The sequence below is a fragment of the Actinoplanes sichuanensis genome (assembly GCF_033097365.1).
Lineage (GTDB): Bacteria > Actinomycetota > Actinomycetes > Mycobacteriales > Micromonosporaceae > Actinoplanes > Actinoplanes sichuanensis.
In genome coordinates this window covers 4,439,994-4,466,694 of sequence record NZ_AP028461.1, presented here as the reverse complement: position 1 = coordinate 4,466,694, position 26,701 = coordinate 4,439,994, and the positions used below count along the sequence as shown (strand labels likewise).

Annotated in this window: 25 protein-coding genes and 4 pseudogenes; 16 read left to right on the top strand and 13 right to left on the bottom strand. The window is 70.3% G+C overall.

Annotated features, from left to right (window positions below; genetic code table 11):
- Window positions 1–31: 31 nt before the first annotated feature.
- The 4 genes from Q0Z83_RS20615 to Q0Z83_RS20600 form a co-directional block, all read right to left on the bottom strand.
- Window positions 32–1,444: a DUF4389 domain-containing protein gene (locus tag Q0Z83_RS20615; protein WP_317795590.1), complete on the bottom strand. Its 1,413-nt coding sequence runs from the start codon at window positions 1,442–1,444 to the stop codon at window positions 32–34.
- Between the two features lie 285 nt (window positions 1,445–1,729).
- Window positions 1,730–2,314 (bottom strand): DoxX family membrane protein, encoded by a 585-nt coding sequence (locus Q0Z83_RS20610; RefSeq protein ID WP_317795589.1) that lies wholly within the window; start codon window positions 2,312–2,314, stop codon window positions 1,730–1,732.
- Between the two features lie 168 nt (window positions 2,315–2,482).
- On the bottom strand, window positions 2,483–2,692 hold the full coding sequence (locus tag Q0Z83_RS20605) for a DUF1918 domain-containing protein (protein ID WP_317795588.1): 210 nt from the start codon (window positions 2,690–2,692) through the stop codon (window positions 2,483–2,485).
- Window positions 2,693–2,694: 2 nt separating this feature from the next.
- On the bottom strand, window positions 2,695–3,555 hold the full coding sequence (locus Q0Z83_RS20600) for a universal stress protein (RefSeq protein WP_317795587.1): 861 nt from the start codon (window positions 3,553–3,555) through the stop codon (window positions 2,695–2,697).
- Between the two features lie 266 nt (window positions 3,556–3,821).
- Between Q0Z83_RS20600 and Q0Z83_RS20595 the strand changes: the two genes are divergently transcribed.
- Window positions 3,822–4,748 (top strand): universal stress protein, encoded by a 927-nt coding sequence (locus Q0Z83_RS20595; protein WP_317795586.1) that lies wholly within the window; start codon window positions 3,822–3,824, stop codon window positions 4,746–4,748.
- Window positions 4,749–4,912: 164 nt separating this feature from the next.
- On the opposite strand, the gene Q0Z83_RS55840 is transcribed toward Q0Z83_RS20595, so the two are convergent.
- Window positions 4,913–5,152 carry a hypothetical protein gene (locus Q0Z83_RS55840; RefSeq protein WP_378079082.1) on the bottom strand — a complete coding sequence of 80 codons (240 nt, stop codon included), beginning with the start codon at window positions 5,150–5,152 and terminating at the stop codon, window positions 4,913–4,915.
- 60 nt (window positions 5,153–5,212) lie between these two features.
- Here Q0Z83_RS55840 and Q0Z83_RS55835 point away from each other — a divergent pair.
- Window positions 5,213–5,449 (top strand): annotated as a pseudogene (locus tag Q0Z83_RS55835) (helix-turn-helix domain-containing protein); the annotation flags it as partial.
- Window positions 5,450–5,596: 147 nt separating this feature from the next.
- On the opposite strand, the gene Q0Z83_RS20585 reads toward Q0Z83_RS55835, so the two are convergent.
- Entirely contained in the window at window positions 5,597–6,769 is a 1,173-nt protein-coding gene (locus tag Q0Z83_RS20585; RefSeq protein WP_317795585.1) for a hypothetical protein, read from the bottom strand.
- Window positions 6,770–7,029: 260 nt separating this feature from the next.
- On the opposite strand from Q0Z83_RS20585, the pseudogene Q0Z83_RS20580 reads away from it, so the two are divergent.
- A pseudogene (locus Q0Z83_RS20580) lies at window positions 7,030–7,317 on the top strand (transposase); the annotation flags it as partial.
- Window positions 7,318–7,395: 78 nt separating this feature from the next.
- Here Q0Z83_RS20580 and Q0Z83_RS20575 read toward each other — a convergent pair.
- The 3 genes from Q0Z83_RS20575 to Q0Z83_RS20565 form a co-directional block, all read right to left on the bottom strand.
- Complete coding sequence (locus tag Q0Z83_RS20575) at window positions 7,396–10,074, bottom strand: bifunctional acetate--CoA ligase family protein/GNAT family N-acetyltransferase (RefSeq protein WP_317795584.1); 2,679 nt, start codon at window positions 10,072–10,074, stop codon at window positions 7,396–7,398.
- Window positions 10,071–10,646 (bottom strand): adenine nucleotide alpha hydrolase family protein, encoded by a 576-nt coding sequence (locus tag Q0Z83_RS20570; protein WP_317795583.1) that lies wholly within the window; start codon window positions 10,644–10,646, stop codon window positions 10,071–10,073. Before Q0Z83_RS20570 ends, Q0Z83_RS20575 begins: the two co-directional genes overlap by 4 nt.
- Before the next feature lie 118 nt (window positions 10,647–10,764).
- Window positions 10,765–11,622: a universal stress protein gene (locus Q0Z83_RS20565; RefSeq protein ID WP_317795582.1), complete on the bottom strand. Its 858-nt coding sequence runs from the start codon at window positions 11,620–11,622 to the stop codon at window positions 10,765–10,767.
- 447 nt (window positions 11,623–12,069) lie between these two features.
- On the opposite strand from Q0Z83_RS20565, the gene Q0Z83_RS20560 reads away from it, so the two are divergent.
- From Q0Z83_RS20560 to Q0Z83_RS20545, 4 genes are all read left to right on the top strand, one after another.
- Window positions 12,070–12,957: a universal stress protein gene (locus Q0Z83_RS20560; protein ID WP_317795581.1), complete on the top strand. Its 888-nt coding sequence runs from the start codon at window positions 12,070–12,072 to the stop codon at window positions 12,955–12,957.
- A 126-nt stretch (window positions 12,958–13,083) separates the two neighbouring features.
- A complete protein-coding gene (locus tag Q0Z83_RS20555; protein WP_317795580.1) occupies window positions 13,084–13,362 on the top strand; it encodes a hypothetical protein in 279 nt (92 codons plus the stop codon).
- A gap of 218 nt (window positions 13,363–13,580) precedes the next feature.
- A complete protein-coding gene (locus Q0Z83_RS20550; protein WP_317795579.1) occupies window positions 13,581–14,618 on the top strand; it encodes a zinc-dependent alcohol dehydrogenase family protein in 1,038 nt (345 codons plus the stop codon).
- Window positions 14,619–14,827: 209 nt separating this feature from the next.
- Complete coding sequence (locus tag Q0Z83_RS20545) at window positions 14,828–15,502, top strand: sigma-70 family RNA polymerase sigma factor (protein WP_317795578.1); 675 nt, start codon at window positions 14,828–14,830, stop codon at window positions 15,500–15,502.
- Between the two features lie 216 nt (window positions 15,503–15,718).
- Here Q0Z83_RS20545 and Q0Z83_RS55830 read toward each other — a convergent pair.
- A pseudogene (locus Q0Z83_RS55830) lies at window positions 15,719–16,542 on the bottom strand (slipin family protein).
- A 291-nt stretch (window positions 16,543–16,833) separates the two neighbouring features.
- On the opposite strand from Q0Z83_RS55830, the gene Q0Z83_RS20530 reads away from it, so the two are divergent.
- From Q0Z83_RS20530 to Q0Z83_RS20520, 3 genes are read left to right on the top strand one after another with little or no spacing between them, the layout of a single operon-like run.
- A complete protein-coding gene (locus Q0Z83_RS20530) occupies window positions 16,834–16,974 on the top strand; it encodes a hypothetical protein (RefSeq protein WP_317795575.1) in 141 nt (46 codons plus the stop codon).
- Window positions 16,971–17,180, top strand: coding sequence for a PLD nuclease N-terminal domain-containing protein (locus Q0Z83_RS20525; protein WP_317795574.1), 210 nt, complete (start codon window positions 16,971–16,973; stop codon window positions 17,178–17,180). Before Q0Z83_RS20530 ends, Q0Z83_RS20525 begins: the two co-directional genes overlap by 4 nt.
- The gene (locus Q0Z83_RS20520; protein ID WP_317795573.1) at window positions 17,180–18,049 is read left to right on the top strand and encodes an ABC transporter ATP-binding protein; all 870 of its coding nucleotides are present in this window, start codon (window positions 17,180–17,182) and stop codon (window positions 18,047–18,049) included. Before Q0Z83_RS20525 ends, Q0Z83_RS20520 begins: the two co-directional genes overlap by 1 nt.
- On the opposite strand, the gene Q0Z83_RS20515 is transcribed toward Q0Z83_RS20520, so the two are convergent.
- Together Q0Z83_RS20515 and Q0Z83_RS20510 are read right to left on the bottom strand one after the other, a co-directional pair.
- A complete protein-coding gene (locus Q0Z83_RS20515; RefSeq protein ID WP_317795572.1) occupies window positions 18,046–18,663 on the bottom strand; it encodes a transposase in 618 nt (205 codons plus the stop codon). The genes Q0Z83_RS20520 and Q0Z83_RS20515 overlap by 4 nt on opposite strands.
- A gap of 308 nt (window positions 18,664–18,971) precedes the next feature.
- Complete coding sequence (locus Q0Z83_RS20510; RefSeq protein ID WP_317795571.1) at window positions 18,972–19,127, bottom strand: helix-turn-helix domain-containing protein; 156 nt, start codon at window positions 19,125–19,127, stop codon at window positions 18,972–18,974.
- A 38-nt stretch (window positions 19,128–19,165) separates the two neighbouring features.
- Between Q0Z83_RS20510 and tnpA the strand changes: the two are divergent.
- The 6 genes and pseudogenes from tnpA to Q0Z83_RS20480 all read left to right on the top strand — a co-directional run bounded on the left by tnpA (window position 19,166) and on the right by Q0Z83_RS20480 (window position 25,183).
- Window positions 19,166–19,560, top strand: a pseudogene (tnpA, locus tag Q0Z83_RS20505) (IS200/IS605 family transposase).
- Between the two features lie 108 nt (window positions 19,561–19,668).
- On the top strand, window positions 19,669–20,418 hold the full coding sequence (locus Q0Z83_RS20500) for a hypothetical protein (protein ID WP_317795570.1): 750 nt from the start codon (window positions 19,669–19,671) through the stop codon (window positions 20,416–20,418).
- Window positions 20,419–20,608: 190 nt separating this feature from the next.
- On the top strand, window positions 20,609–21,793 hold the full coding sequence (locus tag Q0Z83_RS20495) for a Gmad2 immunoglobulin-like domain-containing protein (RefSeq protein WP_317795569.1): 1,185 nt from the start codon (window positions 20,609–20,611) through the stop codon (window positions 21,791–21,793).
- A 187-nt stretch (window positions 21,794–21,980) separates the two neighbouring features.
- A complete protein-coding gene (locus Q0Z83_RS20490; RefSeq protein ID WP_317795568.1) occupies window positions 21,981–23,072 on the top strand; it encodes a hypothetical protein in 1,092 nt (363 codons plus the stop codon).
- Between the two features lie 205 nt (window positions 23,073–23,277).
- Window positions 23,278–23,946, top strand: a complete 669-nt coding sequence (locus tag Q0Z83_RS20485) for a CBS domain-containing protein (protein ID WP_317795567.1) — start codon at window positions 23,278–23,280, stop codon at window positions 23,944–23,946.
- Between the two features lie 340 nt (window positions 23,947–24,286).
- The gene (locus Q0Z83_RS20480; RefSeq protein ID WP_317795566.1) at window positions 24,287–25,183 is read left to right on the top strand and encodes a universal stress protein; all 897 of its coding nucleotides are present in this window, start codon (window positions 24,287–24,289) and stop codon (window positions 25,181–25,183) included.
- A gap of 582 nt (window positions 25,184–25,765) precedes the next feature.
- Here Q0Z83_RS20480 and Q0Z83_RS20475 read toward each other — a convergent pair.
- Window positions 25,766–26,236 carry a universal stress protein gene (locus Q0Z83_RS20475; protein WP_317795565.1) on the bottom strand — a complete coding sequence of 157 codons (471 nt, stop codon included), beginning with the start codon at window positions 26,234–26,236 and terminating at the stop codon, window positions 25,766–25,768.
- Window positions 26,237–26,701 lie beyond the last annotated feature (465 nt).

Genomic DNA, 26,701 nt, shown 5'->3' with positions numbered 1-26,701 from the left:
CCGTTCACGATGGCCGTACCCGCTCCTGCTCTCATGAGCCGGTCGTGACCGGCGGATTCAGCCGGGGTGTCGGGCCGTTCTGCGGGCCGGGTACGGGTGCGCTGTGCCGGCGGCCGAGTCCCGTCCCGCCGATGACGATCAGGCCGACCGCGAGCAGGCCGATCAGGACACCGGCGGCGAGTAGTCCGCTGCCCGGGCCGGTGAGATCGGGGATCCGGGCGGCGCCACGGACATCGGCCGAGACCCCGGCGGCGCCGGTGACGTTCGCCACGACCACGGCGTATTCACCGTCCGCTGCCGTCCACTGCAGGGTCGTCGAACCCGAGCCGGTGCTCTGGGCGATCCAGAACGGCTGAGCGGCCGGTGCGGAGACCGGGCGGACCGGCCCGCCGGACCGATCGTATCGGGCGGCTCCGGAGGCGAAACCGGTCAGTTCGTCGTGGGCGGTGCCGGCGAGCCAGGTGTCGACGGCCGATTGGGGCGCGATCCCGACGAAGACCGGCCGGTCGGCCGGGGCGGTCACCTCGAGCCGCAGCTCACCGAGATCGGCCGTCTGGCGGGTCCAGGCTCCGGTGCCGGTGAGCGTCACGTGTTCGGCGGTGATCGCCGCCGTCGACGTCTGCAGCCGCTGGACCGGGCTGGTCACGTAGCCGGCGCTGTCGCGGGCGGCGTCCACCGTCAGCAGTATCACGCCGCCGGTACCGAGACCGACGGCCGGCAGGAGCAGCAGTACCCCGGCGACCAGGGCGGTCACCGGCCCGGCGACCGGCGGATGCGGGTCTGGCCGGGATGGTTGCGCCGCGACCGGGCCGGCCGGTGCCGGGTCGGGCTCGGGTCCACCCTGGTCCAGCCGCAACGGTGGGTAGCGGGGCACGAGCAGCACCAGGTAGGCGGCCACGCGCAAGTTCCAGCGGGCCACGCCGACGAGCAGATCGTGCAGGCCACCCGGGTAGCGGCCGGTGAAAAGCAGAGCGAGCCCGGCGATCAGCAGCAGCGCGGCGGTGAGCCCGAACGGGGCGGGTGTGTCGGTGGTGCGGTATAGGGCACCGAGGACGATCAGGTGCGGCACCGCGAACAGCCATGCGACCAGCGGCAGCCACCGCGGCGGCGGCTCGTGCGGGTCCAGGTGCAGCCGGGCCGGATGATCGGGGTGGTCGGCGAGGGTGAACGGCGGATAGGCGTCGGTTCCCAGCGCCTGATAGCCGTAGTAGCCGACGCGCCACGTCCAGCGCAGAACACCCAGGTTGTACGCGCGGATCGGCTCGGGGTAGCGGCCGGTGAACAGCACCGCCAGATAGGCGACCAGGGTGAGTACCACCAGGCCGGTCCAGAGCACTGCCAGTGCGAGGTAGTGCGGGAGCAGCAGCAGCCATTTGACGAGCCAGAGCCAGCGGCTCAGGGATTCGTCGCGGCGCGCCTCCACCCGCAGCGGGTAAAGGTCCATGACACCTCCCAGATTCCATTCCAGGACAGCGCTCCTCGTCCGCCTGTGGCAGGGCCTTAGGTCACGGTCTGACCTGCTGCGGGCCGCGACCTCGGTGGTGATCACGCCCGGCTACGGGACGGCGGTCGCGCAAGCCCGGTATCCGGCCGCCGAACTCATCACGATGCTCTTCGGTGATGCGACGGCCCGGGTCGAGGACATGGTCCGACACCTCGCCGTCCGTGTCACCAGGCATGAATCGGGCGGCCGCTGAAGCGACCGCCCGCGTGTCGTGCTGGATGTCGTTCAGATCAGCCAGGGGTTGCGCTGCACCAACGGCAGGTGCGCCCATTGGCGTCCGAGGCCCCAGGTGTGCCCCGCGTAGGTGAGGGCGGTGACGACGGCGCCTAGGGCATAGACGAGGTGATAGTCGATGAAGGGGTTGGTGGAGTGGGTGGCCTCGCCGGCGTTGTCGGTCTGGGCGGGCGGGAACTCGGCGAACCACATCAGGATCATCATCAGGGCGGCGGCGCCGGCGGCGATGCGCATGCCGATGCCGAGGATCAGGGCCAGGCCGATGCCGAGCAGGCCGAGCATGAACAGCCAGTCGGCCCAGGCCTGGCCGGCGATGTCGTTGAAGAAGCCGGCGAACGGGCCGACGTCGACGCCGGACAGGAAGCCTTTGGTGGGGGAGCCGCCCTCGATCCAGGCGCGTTCGGCGGGGGTGGCGTAGTTCCAACCGAAGGTCTTGTCGAGGAAGGCCCAGAGGAACACGAATCCGAGCGAGATCCGCAGGACGGCGAGCGAGCGGGCAGCCGTCGTGGTGAGTGCGGTGCCGGGGGCCGGGGGCTGGTCGAGGTGGGTGGCCGCGTCGCGGCCGGTGGCTGTCATGGCGTCCTCCTTGACTGACGGGTGTCTATGGCCGACTATTCGCCGCAGCCCGGCATGGTCACCTGTGCCGCTGGACCCGAGAAGACCGGGCCGAAAGACCCGTCAGTGCGCCAGGCCCGCGCCCGGCGGCGGTGCCGGACCGTCCGGTCGGGTACCGCCGCCGATTCGTCAGTTCGCGGTTCCCGGCTTTCCGTGCCCGGGTTCGACGTGGGTCTCCGGGCCCGGGTAGAACAGGGTGGTACGGCCGTCGCTCAGCCAATGCACCCGATACGGCGGGCTGCCGTCCTGATGGTCGACGCCGGTGATGATGCCGATACGCCGTTCCGCGCCGAGGCGGAGAGCCTCCACCACGACGCGGTCACCGATACGTGCTTTCATGATCATCCTCCTGTTCTCGGTTCTCGGACGACCAGCACAGGGCAGTGCGCGTGGTGCAGCACCGGTGCCACGGTGCAGCCGAGCACCGCGCCGCTGAGCAGGCCGTGGGAATGGTTGCCGACCACCACGAGCCGGGTGCCGTGCGAGACCTCCACGAGCGTCGCGGCGGCAGTGTCGGTCGACACGAGCGTGTCCACCGCGACGTCGGGGAACTTCGCCCGCCACGGCGCGAGCCGGGTCGTCAGGTGGTCCCGCTCGAGGATGTCCTGCTCCGGTTCCGTGGTGTCGTCGGTGTGCAGCCGGCCGGGACGGTACGAGCGGACGGCCACCAAGCCGACACCGTGCTGGTGGGCAGCGGCGAATCCGGCCTCCAGCACCGCGTCGGCATCGTCGGACCCGCTCACCCCGATCGCCACCGGATCTCGGGGCCCGGCATGACGGCCGCGCACGACGGCGACCGGGCATCGGGCGTGCATGGTGACACGCCGACTCACCGAGCCCAGGTGCAGTCCGGCGAAGCCGCCCCGGCCCCGGCCGCCGACGACCAGAAGAGCGGCGGCTGTGGACAGACGGGTCAGCGCGGTGACCGGGTGGCCGACGACGACCTGGAACTCGATCTCCAGAGCCGGTGCGATATCGCTCGCCCGGCTGGCTGCTTCCCGGACGGTCGTCTCGGCCAGGCGCCGTGCGTTGCGATAGGAGATGCCCTGGTAGTCGTAGCGGCTTACCGACCAGTCCCAGTCGAGCACGTGCACGACCCGCAACGGCAGCCGCCGGCACTCGGCCTCGGTCGCGGCCCAGCGGACGGCGGCGGTGCCGGGCTCAGCGCCGTCGGTGCCGACGACGACGGCCGGAATCTGCATGATCCCTCCCCTCGCATCGCCTCAGCGGGAGATCCGGATGGTGCGCACTCCCGCACCGACTCTCACTCTGCTGGCCGGGGGAGGCGATCGGCAGAGCCGTTGGGCCCACGTGCCGGCATGTGGCAGGAGCGGACGGCTGCGAGCGCCACCCGGGCCGCCGAGCGGGGCCCAACGGCCCTGTCGCCGGAGGCGACCCGGTGATGCCATGAAGGCAGAGGGCGCCGGCACCTCGCCGGTGCTGCCGGCATTGGTCCGGAGGTGCCGCCATGAACGAGCGGAGCAACGTCAAGGCGGAGACCGAGGCACGCCGCCACTCCAGCGCCGTGTCACGGGAAAACCGCTACAGCCAGGTGATCAACCGCTATCTCGGGGCGGTGAACTACCCCGATCCGTACGCTGTCCGGCCGTTGCCGTCCCCGATTCACCAGCTCCCGCCACCGCTGGCAGGCCACGGGTTCGTACTCGCCGGCGTGGACGACAGCCCGATCAGCTATGTCGCGGCCGACCACGCCGCGATCGAGGCCGAACTGCATGGCTGGGATCTGCGTCTGGTGACGGTGCAGCACAGCGCCGGCAACGATAACGGCGCGGCTCTGCTCCAGCGGCTCACCGAGCGGATGCACGCCAGCTCCGCCACGGTTGCCGTCAACAGCACGCTCGCCGTCGCCGCGAACCCCGCACAGGTGCTACTCGCCGAGGCCGACGGGGCCGCACTGACGGTCATCGGTCATCGACACGGCGCCACCACGACCGCACTGGGACGCAGCGTCGCCGGTCGCGTCGCCCGCCATCACCACGGACCGGTCCTGGTGGTCCGGATGCCCGACTGGCCGGCCGGCGCCGAGTTCGGCAGGCGCCCGCTGGTCGTCGGCGTCGACGGGTCGGCACCCGCGCAGCAGTCTGTGGAGTTCGCGCTCGCCGAGGCCCGTGTGCGTGGTTGCAGCCTGAATCTTCTGCACGTCGCCGGCGACCGGATGGATCTCGCCCGGCGTCTGGAGACCCGCGACGGCGTCACGGTGCACCATCGGATCATCTCCGGCGACCTGACCGCCGCCCTGATCGAGGCGTCCGGCCGGGCCGCCGCGATCGTGGTCGGCCGCTACCGTCACGGCGCCTGGTCCGGTTCGCTGCTGCACCCGGCGGCGGCTCAGCTGACCCAGCATGCCCTGTGCCCGGTCTTCCTGGTGGGGTGAACCTCATGGACGTGCTGCTCGTCATCGTCGGTGTGTTGCTGTTCATGCGGATCGTCGGCCTAAGGCGTGTTTTGGAAGCTGGTGGTTGATCGATGTTCCGGCGTGGCGACGATCGATGACTGATAGAGGTCTCCGGTATCTGGTTCTGCGACCAAGCAAGAACCTCATACCGGAGACCTCGTTCCCAGCGTAGCGGTGACGAGGCGGCATGACCTGACCGACCGGCAGTGGGCCGTAACCGCCTCCCCTCGCGGGTATGCCCAGACGACAAGCGGTATGCCGAGATGTTGTGCGTCGTGCCGGACCTGACGAAGTCGGGCGCAGTCGACGGCCTGGGCGGGCGAGCCGACGTAGAGGGTGCAGCCGACCGCGTCCTCGACCAAGGCGTGTAGTGCGTTGACCACGAACGTTCACCGGGTCAGCGACACACCGGGAGACGTCTGACGTAGGACGAGGGTCGCAAGCTGCAGCAACTTGTCGGTAGGGGCAAACACGATTCGGTACGGGTACGTCGTGCGCTGATCATCATGGCGCCGGCGTCCGGTACTCCGGTCCCGGCGATCGCCCGGCCGGTCGCCGGGCATGAGGACACCGTCCGCGACGTGATCCACGCGTTCAACGAGATCGGTCTTCGCTGCCTGGGCCCGCAGTGGGCGGGAGGTCGTCCCCGCCTGATCAGTGACGACGACATCGCTTTCATCGAATGCCTTCCGTGGAAAACCCCTGGCTTTAGCCGTGGGGAGGAAACGGGACCCACCCGCACGGTGAACATCAGCCGGGAACGCCTGCGGCAGATCCTGCGGACCAAGGAGATCAACTGGCAGCGGACCCGGTCTTCTGGTGTCGGGTCAGGTCCGGGCGAGGGCTTCCGCGGCCTCGTCGGCGAGGGCTCGGGCGCTGGTGACCGCCTCCTCCTCGGTGGTTGCCTTGACGACGACGCGGCTCAGGATGTCGTGACGGGCGAGCAGCAGGGTGCAGAAGGCGATCTCTTCATCCTGCTGTTCGCCCTGCTCGCAGAAGAGCAGCTGCCGGTCGATTCCGGGCAGCGGGGGTAGACCGACGCGACGCGACGTGTTGAGCCGGATATCGCCCCAGATGTAGGGACCGCACCCCAGCCTGCCGTCGACCTGCTCGACGGCGTCGGCCGCGCTGATCGTCCCGTAGGCGCCGACGTAGTTCCAGATGAACCGTCGCCAGTCCCAGGATCCGTCGTCGGTCTTGGCCTGCCAGCTCACGCTCCGCCCAAGGGCCGAGACGACCGCACCGGTCGCCGGGCTGTTGCCGCAGACGTCGGAGGCGATGTCTTCCTCGGGCCGGGCCGCAGAGTACACCTCCATCCAGTCGACCGCGTCGGTGCCGAGAGTGGCCTTCTTCACCCGGCTGTAAGCGCCGGGCCGTAGCGAGGTGACCGGCTGGAGACTGGGTGCGGGACCAGGGCTGCGCCCGCCGATTGCGCATTCGGACCGCCGGCGCATCTCCTCCGGAGTGGCCAGGTCACCTTCGGAGGAAACGGTCCCCGTCGTGTAACGGATTCTCTGCATGTCGGCGCCGGACGGGTACGACGGGACGGCCGCCGAGTTGAACAAGAGAGTGTTCTCGTCACTGCTGCCGTTGCGGTCGGATTGGCGCAGTTTCACCACGATCTGGTCGGGCATCGGAGGCCGGGCCAAGCTCTTTCCGGTTGTCTCGAGGAATGGGCCGTCATCGCCGAGCACCAGAAACTCGCTCAGGCCGGCCTGGTCCCTCAGCCCTTCCACCCGCCACCAGTCGGGCTCGTCCTCGGTCGCCCGCCCATCGCGAACCGTCACCTCAAGCAGGCCGTCGGTCGGGCATAGCGGCATGAAGAGCTGGTAGGTGTCGCCGATCCGGGCCAGCCCGGGATAGTAGGAACGTGACTCCGACTCCGGTCGGCAGCCGGCCGGCATCGCCGCCACGAGGGTCAGAGCCAGTACACCGGCAAGCCTTCTACACGTTTTCCGCACGACACCCCCGTATTGATCTGCTGATCGATCGTGTTCCATGCCGGCTGTCCGAACCAGACCCGCGACGGTGTCGTGACCAAGGTGTTGCGAGAAACCTATGTGATCGTCGTGCGCATTGATCCGCTACCGTCGCGGCGACCCTCACCAAGGCCGCCGACGGCGGGACCAGCGACGTCGCCAAGAGCCTGCAGGAGATCGTCGCCCGTCACTCGAGGCCGCCGGGGCCAAGGACCGGCCATCGCGCTCGACACCTCGGAATCGGCGAAGAGCGGGACCGCCCTCAACGCCGCCTGCAAGAACGCCGGCGTCTGCCGGACGGTGGCCCGATCTACGTGATCATGGACAATCTGTCGGCCGACAAGACCCCCAAGATCCGGGCGTGGGCGGCCCGCGACAGGGTCGAGCTGTGTTTGACGCCGACCAGTGCGTCCTGGGCGAATCCGATCGAGGCGCAGTTCGGGCCGCTACGCATGTTCACCATGGCGAACTCGAACCACCCGAACCACACCGTCCTCGGTCGTGAACTGCACAGATATCTGCGCTGGGGCAATCTCAACGCCCGTCACCCCGACGTCCTTGAGGATCAGTGGTACTTCGCCGGCGTAGTCCCAGTCAGGAGAGCGCTCCTGGGCGGGCGGCGGCAGGGTCTTGGTCACGGCGCGGCTCTATCCGGGATCGCGTAGTCGCCGTAGCACGGCGTCGGGTTCGATGCCCGCCGGTGTCAGTCGCAGTTTGGCGTCGACGGCGTGAATTCCGTCCGGTCCGGCGAACACCGGGTTCAGGTCGAGTTCGGCGATCTCCGGATGCTGTTCGGCGAGCCGGCCCAGGCGCAGCAGCAGATCCTCCAACGCGGCGGTGTCGGCCGGTGGTGTCCCTCGGTAGCCGGTCAGCAGCGGGGCGCAGCGCAGGGAGCGCCACATCCGGCCGGCGTCCAGGTCGGTCATCGGCATCAGTTGCAGGGTGCGGTCGGCGAGTAGGTCGGTGCGGACCCCGCCGAGGCCGAGTAGGACCACGGATCCGAAGAGGGGGTCGTGCACGAGGCCCGCGACCAGTTCGACCGGTCCGCTGACCTGTGGCTGTACCAGCACACCGCATCCGGGGCGGCCGGCCGCGGCGACGGTGGCGAAGGCCTCGGTGACGGCGGCGGCGCCGGCCAGGCCGGTACGCACCCCACCGGTGTCGCTCTTGTGCACCAGTTGCGGATCGGCTGACTTGAGCACGACGGGCCCGTCGATGCGGGATGCGGCCGACACGGCGGCGCCGGCGTCGACGGCGACCTCGGCGGGGAGGAGCCGGATCCCGTACGCGGCGAGGATGTCGCTGGTCGTGGCATAGTCCTGCCAGCCCGGCCCGGCCTGCAGAGCTTGCTCGACGAGTGCGTGAGCACGGCGGCGGTCGATGCCGGGTAGATCAGCCTGGCCACCCAGCGGTCGTCGCCGCCAGTCGGCGTAGGACGCGGCGTGCCCGAGCGCCCGGACCGCCTGTTCGGGCAACTCGTAGACGGGCAGGCCACGGGCTCCGATCCGGTTCGGCGGATCCGTTGCGCCGGTCACCACCGCGGCGGCACACAGGCCTGGATGGCGGTCCATGACCCGGCCCAGTTCGCCGAGGATCTCCGCGGGCCGGTTCGCCCGGGTGCACACCACGATGAGCAGCAGCATGTCGGCGCCTGCGCTGGACGCCGCGCTCTCGGCGGCGGCCGCGAACTGCTCCGGGGTGGCACCGGCGCCCAGGTCGAGCGGATTCTCCAGCATGCCCGGGCCGGTGACCGGCAGCTGCAGTCCGGCCTGTTCGGCCGCGTCGGCGGCGAGCACGTTGAGCCCGCCGGCGTTGCTGACCACCGCGAGCCGTGGCCCGGCCGGCAGCGGCTCGCCGGTCAGCAATCGTGCGGTGTCCAGCAGGTCGCCCAGGGTCTCGGTGCGGATCACCCCGGCCTGGGCGAACAGGGCGTCGACTGTGGCCGCCGGGGCGGCGGCGGCCGCGGTGTGCGAGGCACCGGCCCGCCGGCCCGCGATGGAACGGCCACTCTTGAGGGCCAGCACGGGCTTGCGGCGGGCCAGCGCCCGCACGATGCGTGCGAACTTGCGGGGATTGCCGAACGACTCGAGGTAGAGCGCCACCGCCCGGGTGGCCGGATCGTCGTACCAGTAGGCGATCAGGTCGTTGCCGCTGACGTCGGCCTTGTTGCCGAGCGACACCACGGTGGACAGGCCGGTGCCGGTACGTTCCGCGTGGTTCAGTACGGCGATGGCCACTGCGCCGGACTGTGCGGCGACGGCGAGCCCGCCGGCGGTAGGGAGCCGCGGTGCGAACCCGGCCGCGAGACGGATCCGCGGATCGCAGTTGAAGACGCCGAGGCAGTTCGGGCCGACCAGCCGGATGCCGTGGTGCCGCGCCAGCCGTACCAGCTCGGCCTGCCGTTCCCGGCCGTCCGGGCCGGCTTCGCCGAATCCGGCGCTGAGCACCACCGCGGCGCGGGCCCCGGCCTTGGCGCCGTCGGCCAGGATCCCGGTGACCTGGTCGGTCGGGACGGCGATGACCACCAGGTCGACCGGGCCCGGCAGGTCGAGCAGGCTGCGGTAGCCGGCCACCGGCCCGACCGGGGTGCCGCGCCCGTTGATCGCGTACAGCGTCCCGGTGAAGCCATAGTCCACCAGCGACAGCAGGGTCTCCCGGCCCACGCTCCCGGGCCGCCGTCCTGCGCCGACCACCGCCACCGACGACGGGCTGAGCAAGGCCCGCAGCGAGGCACGCTCGGCCGTACGATCACGCTCGTCCATGATCGGGTCGGCCGGCCCTTCGGTGATCCGCAGCGTGACGTCCACGATGCCACGGTCCAGGCGGTCGCGTTCGTGTGAGCTGAGGTTGCGGGCCACCCGCAGCATGTCGACGTTGCCGGGCAGCACTTCGCCGATCAGGTCGGTGACGCCGTGCCGGGCGCAGCGGTCGGCCAGGTGCTCCAGCAGCAGGGTGCCGATGCCACGACCGTGGTGATTGTCGGCCACGAACAGGGCGAACTCGGCTTCGGTCCGCCCGCCGAGCCGCTCGGCGGAGCCGACACCGACGAGCACGTCCGCCTCGTGGGCGAGGACGCTGACATGCCGGTCGGATTCGGGCCGGCACAGCCGTTCGACCTCGGTGTGGAGCGTCCTGGGACTCGGTTGGGCGAAGAACCGCAGCCGCAGGTTCGCGGCGGAGGCGTGCGCGTACAGTTCGGCGATCGCGGCAGCGTCCTCGGGTGTGACCGGCCGGATGGCGACGATGCCACCGTCGGCCGTCAACGCGTGAACCGTGTCGTGCCGTCCGTCGGCACGGCTGCCAGCCGTCCGTGCTGAGGTGGTCATACCGTGGCCTCCTTGCCGGCCGTCCCGGACCACCAGGCCGGGGACGCGATGGGTGGTGGCAGCACGATGGCGAGCGGGCATGGGGTATGCCCGATCAGCGAGATGACCGTGTCGCCGAGGATCCCGGAGCGGGGCATCTGCGTCCCGGCGGACAGCACCAGCAGGCGCGCCCCACGGCTCAGGGACTGCAGTGCACGGCCGGTGTCGGGGTCGTGCAGGATGGCCCGTTCGGCGGCTGCCGCGTCGCGCGGATTCAGGCAGTTGTACAGCACGGAGGCGAGTAACACGTCGGTCACCTCCGGGGGCCTACGGCTCCAGACATGGGTCACCCGCAGCCGTAGGCCGAGCGTGTGCGCCCGATGTTGCGCGTATCCGACGACCGAGCAGGGTGCGGTGTCGTCGGTGACGGCGGCGACCACCGCCATCGCGTCCGGCCCGGACGGTTGCGTCGTCACCTCGACGGCTCCCCATTCCGGATACCTGCGCAGATGATCCGGCCCATCGTCGCCCAGCCGTGCCAGCACCGCGGCGGCTAGGCGGTCGGTCGCGATGCTCGACAGGGTCCGGTCCACGGCTCACCTCCGATGATCCGGCAGCGGTGCAGGTGTGGCCGATGAGGTGGCCGGGCGGGCATCGGTGGGGAACCGGTCCGCGCCACGTGCCGCCCTCACCGGGTCAGCAAGTCGTGTCTCAGGTGCGTGGGTGGACCACCACGACCGGACACGCCGAGTGCCGCAGCAGATGCTGGCTGACCGAGCCCAGCAGCAGACCGCTGACGGCACCGTGTCCCCGGCTGCCGACCACCAGCAGTTGTGCGTGATCGCCGGCGCCGGTGAGGGCCTCGGCGGGGTGGGCGACCGCCGCCTCGGTTTCGACCGTGAGGTCGGGGAAGGTGGTGCGAATGGTCGTGACGAGGGCGTCGAACGGTGCCCGTTCCTGGTCGGTGACCATGCCGGTGACCATTGGCGTCTCTTCCCACAGCCCGGTCACCGGTGGCCAGGTGCGGATCACCCGTAGTGTGGCCTTGCGGGCGTAGGCCTGTTCGGCGGCGAACGTGAGCACTGCCGCGGCCGATGCCGAGCCGTCGATGCCGGCGACCACCGGAGCGTCGGCGACGGGTTCGCCGCGGACGATCACGACGGGGCAGTGGGCGTGCGCGCTGACCGCTGTGCTGACCGAGCCGAGCAGCCCGGCGACGGCGCTGTGCCCGCTGCCGCCGAGGACGATCAGCCGGGCCTTGCGGGACAGGTCGATCAACGCGGTCGCGGGGTGTGCCCAGACCGTCCGGGCGGTGATGTCGATGAGTGGCTGGGTCTTCTTCGCGGTGGCGACGGCGCGTTCCAGCGTGCCGTTGACGACCTCGGTGCGGTAGCTGTCCGGCGGGGGCGGGGCCTGGATCAGCCTCGCGGCCGGCGCGAGAACCGGGGATGCGTCGACGTAGACGAGTTCGACGGAGGAGCCGGTGCGGGCCGCTTCGTCCAGCGCCCATAGCAGAGCGGCCTGGGAGTGCGGTGAGCCGTCGTATCCGACGATGATTTCTCTCTGCACGGTACGGACCTCCTTTCCGCTGCCGTGCGCCGCACGGGGGTGCGGCGTACGGGTCCGACCATTGCTCCTCTATGGCACTCTCATCGATGCGTGCCGGGCAGGGGCATAGGTCCCGTCACGGTGTGCGACTTGTAGCGGCGTCGCCGGGATCGGGTCCTGTCGTGGTGCCGACGGCGGCGAGGTCTCGGGGACGCCCACCGCCGATGCCGTGTCGCCGGAGCCGGCGCCGTCTTGACGACGGTGGGTCTGGTGGCGCGACGGCCATCCGTTTCGGTCTGCCGCGAGCCGGTGGTTCCGGTCCGGCGGTGGGCGTCTGACCGAAGCATCGCGCGCCGTCGAGGCCGGTACCCAGGGCCGTTGGTCCTGTTCAGCGAGATGGTATAAGGACCCTACTCTGATGCCGGTCTACCGTGCCGTCGCCGGGGCGGGCGGGCCTACCGTACGGGTATGCACAGTGTCGTGTCAGTCGAGGAGAGGCTACCCGTCGTGGTCGGCGTCGACGACGTGCCCGACGGACTGCAAATCGTCGATGTCGCGGCCGCGGAGGCCGCGCGTCGGGGTGTGCCGCTGCGGATCGTGCACGCCTGGCCCGGACGTCACGGCGGACTGCCGCGACATCGGGCGCTGCGACCGGCCTTGGCGGACGGCCGGCACCTGCTGGAACTGGCCGCCCTGCGGGCCCGGCACGTCGTGGCTGGCCTTCCGGTGCAGACCGAGTTGGCCGACGACAGCGCCGCCGAGGCGCTGATCCGGCATTCGGGTCACGCCGGCCTGCTGGTGTTGGGGCACCGGGACGAGGCGACACTCGGGCACGGCTGGGGTTCGACCGCGGCGTATCTGGCCCATCACAGCCGCTGCCCGCTGCTGATCCTCCGTGGCCCGACGGTGGACCGGGGGCCCGTCGTGGTCGCCACCTCCGGCCGGTGCACCGCCACCGTGGGGTCGGCGTTCGAGGCCGCGTCCCGCGCAGGCTGCCCCCTGGTGGCGGTTCACGTGTGGGCCCCCGCGACCGACGCCGGTGACGCCGAGCGCCGGGCGGCCGAGGATCGGCTGAGCGAGGCCCTCGCGGGCTGGACGGGTAGGTCGCCGGATGTGGTCGTGAGCCGCTTGCTGATCAGCGACGCGGAAGCCGCCTACACCGTGGAACGGGCGTCCCGCCGTGCCCGGCTGCTGGTGGCCGGCCGGGGTCACAAGGGATGGCTGGTCGAGATGCTGTATCACCTGGGCCGGTCCGTTCCGAGCGAGCGCCGGCTGTGCCCGGTCCTGCTCGTCCCGCCGGGATGGTCCACATCGACTCTCGGACACGCGGGTTCGGTGGCCTCGGCACGATCTTGATCCGTGGCCGGCAGGCGAACCCGTCCTGCCGGCCACCCGTCACCCCGGCGCGGGACCTTGGTCCCTGTCGCATCGACGCCCATGCGGACGAGGATGCGAAGGAGGGAGGTGGTGACGATGGCGACTTTGATCATCTTAGTGGTGCTGCTGATCATCACAATCACCGTGGTCTTCTGGCGCACGCCCGACGCCACCCCATCGGACGAAGCCGCCGGTGCCGGCGACGACGGCGTCTCCCGCGAGACCGCCCCGACCACTCTGGAGGGCGCCCTGGTGACCCAGCTTCTCCAGGGTGGGATTTCTCGGGCGCAGTACCAGCAGGCACTGAGCCGGCTGGCGGCCCGTGACGACGAGCGCAACCCGATGTCGGTGCCCGGCAGCGACCGCCCGGATGCCGCAGCCTGAGAAAGAATCCGCGGCGGTCACTCCGCAGCCCTGGTCATCACGGTCAGCCCGGCTACCACATGCGGTACGGAGGCGGTTCCGGACTCCTCCTGCCCGGTGACCGCGCGGGCGCCGCGGCACATCGGCCTTGGTTGCGGTCCTTCGGCCCTTACCGGGGACCGTCGCACCGGGGCATTCTGCGGACGCAGTGGTTCCTTCAACGGCGAAGGAGAGGAAAGATGAAAGGACTCGTGTACGGCGGAGCAGGGCAACGACGTTGGACCGGGATCCCGGACGCGCACGTTCGGGACCCGCGTGACGCGGTGATCCGGGTCGACGCGGTCACCATCTGCGGCACTGATCTACACATTCTGGCCGGTGACGTGCCGGCGGTGACGCCGGGTCGGGTGCTCGGTCATGAGGCGGTCGGAACCGTGGTCGAGGTCGGACCGGCGTTGACCGGGCTGGCTGTCGGTGACCGGGTGCTCGCCTCCTGCATCTCGGCGTGCGGAAGTTGCCGGTTCTGCCGGGAGGGTAGCTACGGCCAGTGCCTGTCCGGCGGCGGTTGGATCCTCGGTCACACCGTTGACGGTGTCCAGGCGGAGTACGCCCGGATCCCGTTCGCCGATCTGTCGGCCTACCGGCTGCCCCGCCAGGTCAGCAGCGAGGCGGCGGTGATGCTGGCCGACATTCTGCCGACCTCGTACGAGGTCGGCGTGCTCAACGGCCGGGTACGGCCGGGCGACACCGTGGTCGTGGTCGGTGCCGGGCCGATCGGGCTCGCCGCGATCATCACCGCCCGGCTTTTCTCGCCCGCGCACATCGTGGCCGTCGACAAGGCCGAGAGTCGTCTGCAGGCCGCCAAGATGCTCGGTGCCGACGTCACCCTCACCCCCGAGCGCGTCGCCCTCGGCACCATCCGGGCGCTCACCGGAGGGCTGGGCGCCGACGTGGTCATGGAGGCCGTCGGCACCCCGGAAACCTTCGAACTGTGCACCACGCTGGTCCGCCCCGGCGGCACCGTCGCGAACATCGGCGTGCACGGCAAACCGGCGACCCTGCACCTGGAAGACCTGTGGATCCGCAACCTCACCATCACCACCGGACTGGTCGACACCTGCACGACGCCGAGACTGCTGGACATGCTGGCCGCCGGCCAGATCGACGTCACTCCACTGGTCACCCACCGGTTCCCGCTGGAGGAGATCGAGCAGGCGTACGACGTGTTCGCGCGGCCCGCCCAGACCGGGGCGCTGAAGGTGCTGCTCACCCGATGACCGCTTGCCGGCGGCACCCGGCCGGCCATGACCGAGGCCGCCGGCTTGCTACACCGAGCCACCGGATGCCGCCCATGTGCCCGGAGGTATCCATGAAGACCCTCTACTGTCGCCCTGGGATTGTCGGTCACGACAGGACCGGTGCCGCAGCGGCACGCCTGATCGACGCCTATGCCCGGACCCCGCCCGACGATCCCAAGAGGCCGGGTATGCGGGCCGATGCCGTCCTGGCCTGGACGCCGATGGCGTACCGACTGGCCCGGGTGTATGCCGTCGACCACAACATCCGGGAAGATCTGCGGCAGACCGCTGTGGTCGGGCTCATCAAGGCCGTCGACGGCTTCGATCCGGCCCGGGGCGCAGACTTCGTCGGGTACGCCGTACCCACGATCCGCGGCGAACTCAAACGGTACTTCCGGGACCGGCACCAGGCGCTGCGGGCCCCACGCCGCCTGCACGACCTGTACCAGCGCATCGAGGACGCCGACCGGCATGTCGTTCAGCCCCTCGGGCGTCTGCCGACGGTCACGGACATCGCCGCCTACGTGGACGCCCCTGTGGAACAGGTCCTGCAGGCGTTGCAGTGCGCTCGCGCCCGTCGGATGGTCTCGTTGTCGGAGCCGGGATCACAGGTCGGCACCGAGTTGGCCGACACGATCGGTGCGGAGGACGACGGCTACCGGACGGTCGAGCAGCACCTCGACCTGTGCCACGCGCTGCTCGCCCTCGACGAGCGCGAGCAGCGCATCGTGACGCTCTACTTCTACGGCCACCGGACACAGAACGAGATCGGCCGGGACCTCGGCTTGTCCCAGATGCACATCTCTCGGCTGTTGCGCCGGGCGCTGGAGAAATTGCGTCGCGGTCTGGCCGTCGACCGGTGACGCGCGGTGTGATCCGAGCGGAGCCGGCCGATCGAGAAGACACCGCCGTTGCCCATCGCGGTCGGAACCTGCGGCGCCCGGTGAGTCCTGCGTTCACCGGCTGAGATAGACCCGGTGGCTCGATCCGGATCACAGCGGCAGTGCTCGAGTCGCCGCGCCGGACAACCTGTGGGCCGGCTGGCGCGGCGCCGAGGATTCGTCAGGGCCGGGAACGGGTCAACGGGTCGCCGTGAGGGTGCGGACCGATGATGCCGCCTCGGTACCGCGCGCGGCGGCATCCGACTCCTTGTCCAGGAAACTGCCCAGTTCGCCGATAGTGCTCATCAGCGGCGCCGGGAAGACCACGGTGGAGTTCTTGTCGACCGCGATCTCCACCAAGGACTGAAGGTTGCGCAGTTGCAGGGCGAGCGGGTGAGCCATCATCGTGTCCGACGCGTCGCCCAGCGCGGAGGCGGCGAGGGCCTCACCCTCCGCGTTGATGATCTTCGCGCGCTTCTCCCGCTCGGCCTCGGCCTGGCGGGCCATCGCCCGCTTCATCGCGTCGGGCAGCTGGATGTCCTTGAGTTCGACGAGGGTCACCTCGACACCCCAGTCGACGGTGGTGGTGTCCAGGGTCTGGCGATGTCGACGTTGATGCGGTCGGTCTCGGACAGCGTCTCGTCGAGGCTGTGCTGGCCGACGACCCTGCGTAGCGTGGTCTGGGCGATCTGGTTGATGGCCGCGTGCACGTTCTCGATCGCCACGACGGACTTGACGGCGTCGACGACACGGAAGTAGGCGACGGCGGAGACGTCCACGCTGACGTTGTCGCGGGTGATGATGCCCTGCGACTGGATCGGGATGGTGACGATCCGCAACGACACCCGGCGCATGACGTCGATCACGGGGACGAGGAGACGCAGGCCCGGTTCCCGCGAGCCGACGACGCGGCCGAGGCGGAAGACCACACCGCGTTCGTACTGCTTGACGATCCGGATCGAGAGCGCCCCCAACAACCCGACGGCGGCCACGATGATCAGAGTGATGGTCCAGCCATTCATGTCTGTTCACCTCCGGCACGGCGCCGATCCGACGGGCTGGATGCCCGACGACACGCACGTACCAGCCTCACGTCGGCCGGTCGGCGTCTTGCCACCAGGTGCGTTGGCCCCTGCGGCCGGGCACCACGGCAGGGGGCTCCACTGATGCGGTTGCTCAGCTCGGGCCGGCCGTCCACGGGCGCTGCGGCAGCACAACGCCGAAGACGATCAGAGTCCGATGGGACGTCGGGTCCCGGGGTAGGGGACTTTCAGTCCATCAACAAGTCTCGGTGACAGTGCATGCTCGATGCCATGGTCTCAACCCTGGTGGCACCGCAGCGCCGGTCGCACGGTGTGGAGCCGTCGGCCGGGGTGGAACCGGCGCTGATGCTCGGTGTGGACCCCGATGCGGCCGCCGTCGGGTGCGGCCCTTTCCCGGACCGTGAGCCATGAGTTACACGGCTGGGCACGGCGGGCTTCCGGTGGCGGCGTCGCTGCCGCTGGTTCTGCTCGCGGTGGCGTTCGTCGGTTTCTGCCTCTACGATCTGGCCCGCCACGACGTGCGGTACCTGCCGAAGTGGGCGTGGGCGCTGATCTGCGTGATCTCGGTTCCGCTCGGTGGGATCGTCTACCTGCTCGCCGGTCGTGAGCACCGATGATGGTCGAGACCGCTGCGCTGGTGAAGCGGTACGGGTCGCATGCCGCGCTCGACGGCGTCGACCTGGCGGTGCCGGCCGGTTCGATCTACGGGCTCGTCGGGCCGAACGGCGCGGGCAAGACGACCCTGCTGGGTATCCTCTCCGGGTTGCGGCGGCCGACCAGCGGCATCGTGCGGGTCGACGCGGTGCCCGGCCGGGTCGTGACCCTGCCGGACACCCCACGGTTCGACTCGTGGCTGACCGGGCGGGAGGTTGTCGCGTTGGCCGCGCACCTGGCCGGTCCGCCGGCCGGGAACGTCGATGCGGTGCTGGTGGAGACCGGGCTCGCCGACGCTGCGGACCGCCGGGTGGGTGGCTACTCCCGCGGCATGCTCCAGCGGCTCGGTCTGGCCGCCAGTGTGGTGGGTGAGCCGGAGCTGCTGCTGCTCGACGAGCCGGCCTCGGCCCTGGACCCGGCCGGACGTCGGGAGGTCCTCGACTTGATCGCCCGGCTGCGCGGGCACGCGACCGTCGTGTTCTCCAGCCACATCCTCGCCGACGTACAGGAGGTCTGCGACCGGATCGGTATCCTCCGCGACGGTCGGCTGATCTTCCAGGGCACGCTGGACGAACTTCTCGTCGGGCGGGCGACCCCGGCGTACCGGGTCCGGCTGCGCACCGGCCAGGACCGGGCGGAGGCGCTGCTTCGACGGCAAGCATGGGTGACCTCGGTGCGGATCGACGGCAACGACCTGGTCGTCGGAGTGGGCACACTGGACGACGCGGAGTCCCACCTGGCCGGCGTGCTCGCCGAGGCCGCTGCGAAGGTCGTCGGTTTCGGTCCGCAGGATGCGCACCTGGAAGACGTCTTCCTGGAGCTGACGACTTAACGATCCCCACGGATAGATCCGGGGGATTTCCCTCCGGGACCGGTAGGTCCTGGATTCCCAGCTCGGACCGCATCTGATCCACCGTCCCGGAAGGAGGCGATCTGATGTCTTACGTCGTCGGCACCGGCACGGCGGCGTTCAGCCGTGGCGAGGATCGTCCTCGCGGCGTTGAGGTCGCGGCAGGCGGTGTAGCCGCACGCGGTGCACTCGAAGGTTCGTACGCCCAGTCCGAGGCGGAGATTGGCTCTCTCCCCGCACCCGGAGCAGGTCATCGTGGTGTAGGCGGGCGGTACCGGCACCACCTTCCGGCCCGCCCGCTTGCCACGCTCGATCAGTTCCCGCTTGCAGGCGGCGATCGCCGCGTCGGCCGCTTTGCGGGCCATCCGCGACCGGGCGAGGAACTTCGGTTTGAAGTCCTCGACCGCGATCAGCGCGTGGTGGTCGATCAGGTTCTTGGCCCAGATGCGGGCGTCGTGGGTGTTCTGCCGGGCCGCTTTTCTTCGCGACCCGGGCAGCCTGTCGTTTCGCCTGTTGGTAGCCGTTCGACTGCGGCTGGCCTTTCGGCCGGCGGCGGCGGGCCATCTTCCGCTGAGCCCTGGCCAGCTCGGCGGCACACCGGCGACGGTGGCCGAGGTGCGGCAGGTCGAACGCCGGATCAGTGGTGGTGGCGGTGGTCTTCACACCCCAGTCGACGCCGATCCCGGGCAGGTCCGCTTCCGGTGTGTCGGCCCGCTCGCGGCGGACCACGAAGGACGCGTCCCAGTGGCCGAGGCTGTCGCGGTAGACCCGCACGGAGGTGGGCCGGGACGGCAGGTCCCGGGACCAGACGACCGGGACGAAGACCTTGCCGGGCAGCCGCAGGCGGCCGTCGGCCAGGGCGAAACCGTTGCGGGTGTACTCCAGGCTCGGCAGGGCGTCACGCTTACATTAGCTTCCCGAACGTCGGTTTCCGGCCGGTCTTCTGCTGGTGGACGGCCTCGTTCCACAGCCACCGGCAACAGCCCCATTCGTCGAGCAGTGCGGCCTGTGCCGTGCGGCCGGGCCGCAGGCGGTAGGTGTAACGCACCGTCTCGGACATACCAGACACTATACAGAATCGACCTATATGGTCCCAGTGTGGACGAGGTCAGGTCGAACAACAACGTCGTGTACCGCTGCCACTACCACGTCGTCTGGTGCCCGAAGTACCGGCGCGAGGTCATCGACGGCAAAGTGGACGAACGCCTCAAGAGATCATCCGCGAGGTCTGCTTCGAACGAGACGCCCTCATCGAGGCGATCGAGACGATGCCCGACCACGTGCACCTGCTCGTGGTCGTCGACCCGCAGTTCGGCATCCACCGTCTGGTCAAACAGATCAAAGGCCGCTCGTCACGGCTGCTGCGCCAGGAGTTCCCGCACCTCAAGTCCCGGATGCCGACCTTGTGGACGAACTCCTACTTCGTCGCCACGACCGGCGGCGCAACCCTGGAAGTAATCAAAAGGTATGTCGAGAACCAGCGCAACGTGTGACCAGACACCCATCCGCCTTGACGGCGGATGGGCTACCCCCGACCTGCTCCGCAGGAGTCCCGTTTCCTCCCCACGGCTAAAGCCAGGGGTTTCCACGGAAGGCATTCGATGAGCCTGTGGCGTCTGGAGTGGTTGCGGCTGCTGCGTACCCGCCGCCTGTTCGTCCTTCTCGCGGTGTACGCGTTCTTCGGCCTCACCGGTCCGCTGATCGCGCGCTATCTGGGGGAGATCCTCCGCGCCGTCGGTACCGAGGGCATCGAGGTCCGGTTTCCCGACCCCACACCGGCCGACGGTATCGCCCAGTTCGTCGGCAACACCGCACAGATCGGCCTGCTCGTCGTGGTGCTGGTCGCCGCGTCTGCGCTGGCGTTCGACGCGCGCCGGGAAATGGCGGTCTTCCTACGCACCCGGGTCGATGGCGTGCGGTCGATCGTGTTTGCGGCCTACGGGATCACGCTCGGCGGTGCCGCCGCCGGGCTCGTCCTCGGGTCGGCCTGTGCCTGGTACGAGACGGCGGTGCTGCTGGGTGCCCCACCGGTCGGGGCGATGCTGACCGGGATCGCGTACGGCGTGATCTTCCAGGCGTTCGCCGTCGCGTTGGTCGCGCTCGCGGCGTCGGTGGTGCGCGGGGTACCGGCAGCGGCCGGAGTCGCCCTCGTCCTGCTGCTGCTCACCGGCATTCTCGGCCGTGTCGCCGGGGTGGACGAATGGCTGCCGACCGGACTGCTGGGTGCCCTCGCCGACCTCACCGCCGGAGCGCCCGCGGCCGACTATCTCCCCGGGGTGGCGGTGACTGTGGTCCTGACCGTGCTGGCCATGGCCGCGGCTGTCGTGTTCGGTGACCGACGCGAACTCTGACTCGCCCCCCGAGCACACGACCATCGGCCCGTCACGCTGGTTCTTCGTCCCCTGGTCCGTGGTGCGTCGCCGGTCCTAGCGTCGAAGTGTCGGAGTGGGTGCGCAACCGGCCGGGCCGGCCCGGTTGGCCGCGTCCCCGCGGTGATACGTCGGCTCGGTCCGCGCCCCTCCGAGATCACCGGAGGTCATCATGAAACTTCCGAACAGGCATCCGTGGCTGGTAGCCGTAACCGGTGTCTTCCTCGCTGTCGGGCTGGTGTTGACCAGCATCTGGCTGGTGGTTCGCCACGACGACGGTGACGGCACACGGCCGCCCGCGGCCGTACCGGCGGTCACCTCACCCGGCGCCACCTCTCCCACCTCACCGGGAGTCACCTCTCCTACATCGCCTGGCACCGTGCCGGCCACGATGACGGTCACGGTCTACTTCCATCGCGGCCCGTCCGACGACCCGACGAAGGTCGTCGCGGTACGGCGCACCGTGCCTCGCAGCCCGAAGGTGGCCACGGCCGCGCTGACCCAGTTGCTGGCCGGGCCCACCCGCGCGGAACGGGCGGCCGGTTACTGGTCGGTGTTCGGTCCGGCGACGGCCGGGATGCTGCGCAGCGTCCGGGTCGCGGACCAGGTCGGCTACGCCGACTTCCGCGATCTGCGGCCGGTCGTCCCGAGCGCCGGATCCAGCGCCGGCACGGCGGCGATGCTCACCGAGCTCGACACCACGTTCAAGCAGTTCAGCAATGTACGCCGGACGCTCTACTCGCTCAACGGCGACGTCCCGGCGTTCTACGAATGGCTTCAGCTGTCACCGCCGGACAGCGCCACCCCCACACTCGGCGAGGCTCAGCGGGTGGGCCGTACCTTCCTGTCCGACGTCGTCGGTATGCGTGGTCTCACCTTCGCGGGATCACGGTGGCGTAGCGACTTCATCGCGACGGTCGACTTCCGCACCCGGGTCGGCGAGGACAAGACCCGGCTCGGCCCGCTCAGCCGGGTCGTCCTCGGCAGGTCCGAGACCAGCTTCACCGTCTACGGCGTCACGACCGACACGATTCGCGTCGACCAGCCGGCCGCCGCGATCACCCCGGGCGACCTGACGGTCGTCACCTCGCCACTGACGATCAGTGGCTCGGCGCTCGCCTTCGAGGGCACGGTGAACGTCCGCGTGGTACAGGTCCGAAACGGCGCTGTGCGGCAGCTCGGGGCCGGCCATGTGACCGGGGGCGGCGATGTGATGCGGCCCTTCACCGGGCAGATCGGCTTCGCTGCCCCGAGCACCGATCTCGGCTGGGTACTGGCCACCGAACTGTCCGCCTACAACGGCTCGATCACCAGGGTGACCGCTGTTCGGGTGGCCTTCACTCCGCTGGGCGGCTGACGCACACCCGGTGGTACAGGGGGCACGAAGACCGGCAGCAGGAGCCGATCGGCCCTTCCGTGTGGCCGAGCGGCTCGCCACGGTGACGTTTAGCGATTATTCGATGCCTCCTCGTGATCGAGGCGGTGCTGGTATGCGGTGAACCGCCATCCGTCGAAGGCGTCGGGTCAAGGAACGGAGGATCTCCATGTTCTGTCATCCGAGACGAGGCGAGGCGGGGGAGCGGGCCCGCGCCGTACGAGTGCGGTCGAGTATCGGCTTGGTACTGGCGTTCGCGATGGGCGCACTGGCGTTGACGGCCGCGTCACCGGCAGGGCCGGCCGCCGCCGGTGCCGTGTGCCCGTCGCCCTACCGGACCGTCCGGCTCGGCACACTCGGCGGTGCGGCCGGCGTCCCCCTTGCGCTCAACGACCACGGCGCGGTGGTGGGCTGGTCGAACACCGCAGGCGGCGCGCTGCACCCATTCCTGTGGCAGCACGGCCGGATGACGGATCTCGGCACCCTCGACCGGGTCGAGGGCGGCTGGGGGATGGCCACCGACATCAACCGGAACGGCGTCGCGGTCGGCCAGAGCGACCGCGGCGGTGTCCGGCACGCGGTCCGCTGGCAGGGCGGAAAGATCACCGATCTGGGTACGCTCGGCGGGGTGTCCGCCTCCGCGGCCGCCGTCAACGACCACGGTGTGATCGTCGGCGGCAGAACGATGCCCGACGGTGTCCTGCGCGCCTTCCTCTGGCGCGACGGGCGATTGACCGACCTCGACGTGCCCGGCGGCGGGGATGTGGTCGTGACCGACATCAACAATAGCGATCAGGTCGTCGGCTTCGCCATGCCGACGGACCGGCCGGCCTTCGCGTTCCTGTGGCAGCGGGGGACGGTGACCGTGCTGCCGACCTCGCGGTACGGTGGCCAGGCCAGGGCGATCAACGATCGGGGCGTGGTCGTCGGCAAGGTCTTCGGTGCCGAAGGCGGCCTGGCCGTGCGGTGGTGGCGGGGCGGATCCACCATGCTCGGCACGCTGCCGGACGGAGACGCCAGCGGAGCACGCGACATCAACGACCGTGGCGTGATCCTGGGCGCGGGCAATGTCGGGCCGCACTCCCTCGAGGATCACGCGTTCCTGTGGGATCGCGGGGTCCTGCGGGACCTGGATCCGGCACGCGTTCCGGAGAGCGCCACCGCGCTGAACAACCGTGGTGAGATCATCGGAACCGTTCCGGGCCCCGCCGGCGCCGGGATCGCCGCGCTGTTCGTGCCCTCGGCCGGCAGCCGACGGTGAATGCCGGAGACCAGGTCGGTCTCGATCCGTTCGGGATCGGGACCGACCTGGTCGTACGCGGTGGCCGTGAGCGTGTTCAGCCGCGCCGCCCGGATCACCGAGCCGACCCGACCCGTCCTCGACGCACGACCCGTGGCGCCGGGACCTTCCGCCCTGTCCCGTGTCCTGTCGCGTTTCTAACCTGGAGGAGGAAGGGGAGGCCGTGATGAAGAGTTGGACAGTGGACGATGTGATGACCCGGGCGGTCGCCTCCGTAGACGAGGCCGCCGGCTACCGTGCCGTGGTCGACCTGCTGATCGGGCGTCGCATCAGCGCGGTGCCGGTGGTCGACGCGTTCCTGCGGGTGACCGGAGTGGTGAGCGAGGCGGATCTCCTTCGCAAGATCGAGTACGCGGGTGATGAGGCGCCCCACCTGTTCGAGGGACGGCGCCGGCGCGGGGAGCGCGGCAAGGCACTGGCCGGGACCGCCTCCGAACTGATGAGCACGCCGGCGGTGACCGTACCGGCCCGGACCTCGATCGCCGACGCGGCGCGGCTGATGGACGACGAGAACGTCAAGCGGCTGCCGGTCGTCGACGACCTCGGCCGCCTGGTCGGCATTGTGACCCGCGGGGACCTGCTGAAGGTACATCTGCGCCCGGACCTCGACATCCGGGACGACGTCGAGGCCGTCGTGCGCGACGAGGAGGTCACCGTCGAGGTGTCCGACGGCGTGGCTACCCTTCAGGGCCATGTCGCGGCGGCGTCGACCGCCGAGGAACTGGTCCGGCTGACTCGGCGCGTCCCGGGAGTCGTCCAGGTGGTCGACCACATCCGCTACGACTACGACGACCGCGCCATCATCGCCACCGGACTCGCCTACGGCGCCGGCTGATCGACGGCGCAGCCCGGCACTGCCGCTCGTCCACCCTGCCCGCCGAGACCCTGAGCGCACGAACGGCATCTGCGGCGCCCGGTCGACCGGCCCGCGGTGACGGCGGGGATCGTCGTGGCGCCCGGTCCTTGATCCGCCGGTGCAGCCGGGAGTGACCGGGCCCGTCCCTGGGTCGACGGTGCGGCGACGGTGGAGTCCCGTAGGCCTCGGGGGCAGGGGCGAACCCAGGGTGCCGGATTCATCGACGAGTGCCACCAGCTCCGGGACCAACGACTCTGTGGCGGCCACGGCCACCGGCGTGTGCTGGAGCGTGTACACGAACGGGTTCCGGAGGTGGGCCGTGAGCGACCTGGACAAATATCGCACTCAGCAGGAGGCTTACCGCGCCGGCGCGGGCCGGACGACCACCACGCCTTACCAGGAGGCCGTCAACCGGTATCTGGGGGCGGTGGCCTACGGTTCTGACGAGCCGGATCGACCGACGGCGGCGGCGAGCCGGACGGTCGGGTCGGTCGTGGTCGGCGTCGACGATACGCCGACCACCTACACGGCGGTGGATCACGCCGCGATCGAAGCCGAACTACGCGGCTGCGGCCTGCGTCTCGTGCATGTCCAGCAACCGGGCGGCCTGCGATCACCCACCCGCGAGGCAGGCGCGCGACTGCTCCAGCGATTGACCGACCGGGTACACGCCTATTCCCCCACGGTGCCGGTGACCTCCCGCCTGGAGGTCGGCGGGGCAGCGGCGCTGGTGCTGGCTCAGGCGCAGACGGCGAGCCTGGTCGTCGTGGGACACCGGCACAGCACGGTCGGTACGGCGTTCGGGTTGAGCGTGGCCGACCGGGTGGCCGCCGGTCACGCCGGCGTGGTGCTGGTCGTGCGGGTACCCGGCTGGCCGCCGGGTCCCGAGTTCGGCAGCCGGCCGATCGTGGTAGGCGTCGACCACGACGACAGCACCGCGGTCTGGTTCGCGCTCGACGAGGCCCGGGGACGCGGCTGCGATCTGGTGATACTGCACGCCGGGGACGACATTGCCACGCCCGCGCTGTCGGACACCGACGGCGTACCGGTGCGTCACGCCTATGTCACCGGTGGCCCGGCCGACGCCCTGATCGAGGCGTCGCGCAACGCCTCCGCGATCGTCGTCGGCCGCCACCGGACGACCGGATCGGCCCTCGGCTCGGTGAGCCGAACCCTGGTCCAGCACGCGCACTGCCCGGTCTTCCTCGTCGGCTGAAGGCAGGCCGGAGGGAATGGTCGGCGTAGGGCGGACGAGTCACGCAGAGGAAGCCCTCTTCCGACCGGCGGCGGTGTGCCCGACCGTACGGTGATCTCGCTGCGAGCACCAAGCCCGTCCGTACGGCCGAGCCCGCCAAGACGGCGACGACTCCCGACGCGCACCGGCCACGGGGCCGGCACGTCGGCCGTGAGGTGGCCACCCTGGCGGTCAACCTGTACGAGCGGGAGGTGGCCAGCGTGGCGGCCCTCGAGAAGGACGCCGCGAAGATCATCCGTCTGCCGTGGATGAAGTCCGCGCTGACCCTAGGCGCCGAACTCGTCGAGGGTGTCGGAGCGGCGTACGTGAAGACGGCACGCCGAGTACTGCGGCGACAGAAAAACGGCCCGGGAACGCGAGCCCCGGGCCGATCGCCGCCCGCCCACTGCCGGACCTACGATGCACCCGAGAGTGCAGTAGTCGCGGCCGACCCAGCAGGACGCCGACGACGCGACCCTGGCCGCCCACCACGACCAGGAGCGCGCCGGCAGACCCGAAAGAGGAACCTGACTCCCCGAGACTGCCGGTGCACCAGAGACCTGCCTACTGCGGCATCGGTTCGATCTCACCGGTCTGCTCGGCGTGGCGCACCGGGATGACGACGACGGGGCAGCCGGCCTTGTCGATGCAGGACTGGCTGACCGAGCCGAGGACGGTGTGCCGGGTCCGGCCGTGGCCGTGGCTACCGAGCACCAGCAGGTCGCCGGTGCGGCTCGCGTCGGCGAGCGCGTCGGCCGGGCTGCCCTCGACCACCGCGGCGGCGACCGGAATGTGTGAGCCGTGCCGGGCGACCAGTGCCCGGATCTCGTCGTCGAGCAGACGAGTGGCGCGTTCCTCGGCCTCGGCGGGGGTGGTAGCGGTGGCGGGCCCGTATTCCATTCCGTCCCAGGACCAGGCGGTGACCGCCTGGACGGCGCTGCCGCGGGCGTCGGCCTCGTGGAGCGCCCACTCGAGGGCGCGGCGACCGCCTTCGGAGCCGTCCACGCCGACGACGATCAGGTGTTTGGCGGTCATTGCCGGGTTTCCTTTCCGGTGGTCTACGGCAGGTCGTCGGTGACGTCCCCGTCGCGGGGTGGCGGCGCCGCTCTGGCACCACCATCACGGTGCCGGTCTCCGGCATGCCTGTGAAGAGGCGAAGGTCCCCTGAGGGGCAGCGGGGCTCGCCGGATCGTGCACCCTTCCCGGTGTCGGCCGCCATGGACCCCACGTCGTCGAGCTCCCCTGCGGGCGGGCCGGGACGGTACTCCACGGCCGTCCGGCCCTGGCTGAAGACGCCGAGCCGAGTTCCGATGGAGGAAGACAGGAAGGAAGGAGATCACCGACTGGTTCGAGGTTGATCTCCCACGCCCGCTGCCGACGATCCGATTCGAGGACGAGCTTACCGACAAGGAGTACGTCCTGCGCGCTGAACTGCCCGGACTGGATCCCGGCAAGGACGTGCAGATCAGCACCCTGCACGGGGTTCTCACGGTCAAGGCC

Coding starts and splice junctions, on each gene's coding strand:
- Q0Z83_RS20615 (WP_317795590.1), bottom strand. CDS start 1,444: ATGGACCTTTACCCGCTGCGGGTGGAGGCGCGCCGCGACGAATCCCTG.
- Q0Z83_RS20610 (WP_317795589.1), bottom strand. CDS start 2,314: ATGACAGCCACCGGCCGCGACGCGGCCACCCACCTCGACCAGCCCCCG.
- Q0Z83_RS20605 (WP_317795588.1), bottom strand. CDS start 2,692: ATGAAAGCACGTATCGGTGACCGCGTCGTGGTGGAGGCTCTCCGCCTC.
- Q0Z83_RS20600 (WP_317795587.1), bottom strand. CDS start 3,555: ATGCAGATTCCGGCCGTCGTCGTCGGCACCGACGGCGCTGAGCCCGGC.
- Q0Z83_RS20595 (WP_317795586.1), top strand. CDS start 3,822: ATGAACGAGCGGAGCAACGTCAAGGCGGAGACCGAGGCACGCCGCCAC.
- Q0Z83_RS20585 (WP_317795585.1), bottom strand. CDS start 6,769: ATGGAACACGATCGATCAGCAGATCAATACGGGGGTGTCGTGCGGAAA.
- Q0Z83_RS20575 (WP_317795584.1), bottom strand. CDS start 10,074: ATGACCACCTCAGCACGGACGGCTGGCAGCCGTGCCGACGGACGGCAC.
- Q0Z83_RS20560 (WP_317795581.1), top strand. CDS start 12,070: ATGCACAGTGTCGTGTCAGTCGAGGAGAGGCTACCCGTCGTGGTCGGC.
- Q0Z83_RS20550 (WP_317795579.1), top strand. CDS start 13,581: ATGAAAGGACTCGTGTACGGCGGAGCAGGGCAACGACGTTGGACCGGG.
- Q0Z83_RS20545 (WP_317795578.1), top strand. CDS start 14,828: ATGCGGGCCGATGCCGTCCTGGCCTGGACGCCGATGGCGTACCGACTG.
- Q0Z83_RS20530 (WP_317795575.1), top strand. CDS start 16,834: ATGGTCTCAACCCTGGTGGCACCGCAGCGCCGGTCGCACGGTGTGGAG.
- Q0Z83_RS20525 (WP_317795574.1), top strand. CDS start 16,971: ATGAGTTACACGGCTGGGCACGGCGGGCTTCCGGTGGCGGCGTCGCTG.
- Q0Z83_RS20520 (WP_317795573.1), top strand. CDS start 17,180: ATGGTCGAGACCGCTGCGCTGGTGAAGCGGTACGGGTCGCATGCCGCG.
- Q0Z83_RS20510 (WP_317795571.1), bottom strand. CDS start 19,127: ATGTCCGAGACGGTGCGTTACACCTACCGCCTGCGGCCCGGCCGCACG.
- Q0Z83_RS20500 (WP_317795570.1), top strand. CDS start 19,669: ATGAGCCTGTGGCGTCTGGAGTGGTTGCGGCTGCTGCGTACCCGCCGC.
- Q0Z83_RS20495 (WP_317795569.1), top strand. CDS start 20,609: ATGAAACTTCCGAACAGGCATCCGTGGCTGGTAGCCGTAACCGGTGTC.
- Q0Z83_RS20490 (WP_317795568.1), top strand. CDS start 21,981: ATGTTCTGTCATCCGAGACGAGGCGAGGCGGGGGAGCGGGCCCGCGCC.
- Q0Z83_RS20485 (WP_317795567.1), top strand. CDS start 23,278: ATGAAGAGTTGGACAGTGGACGATGTGATGACCCGGGCGGTCGCCTCC.
- Q0Z83_RS20475 (WP_317795565.1), bottom strand. CDS start 26,236: ATGACCGCCAAACACCTGATCGTCGTCGGCGTGGACGGCTCCGAAGGC.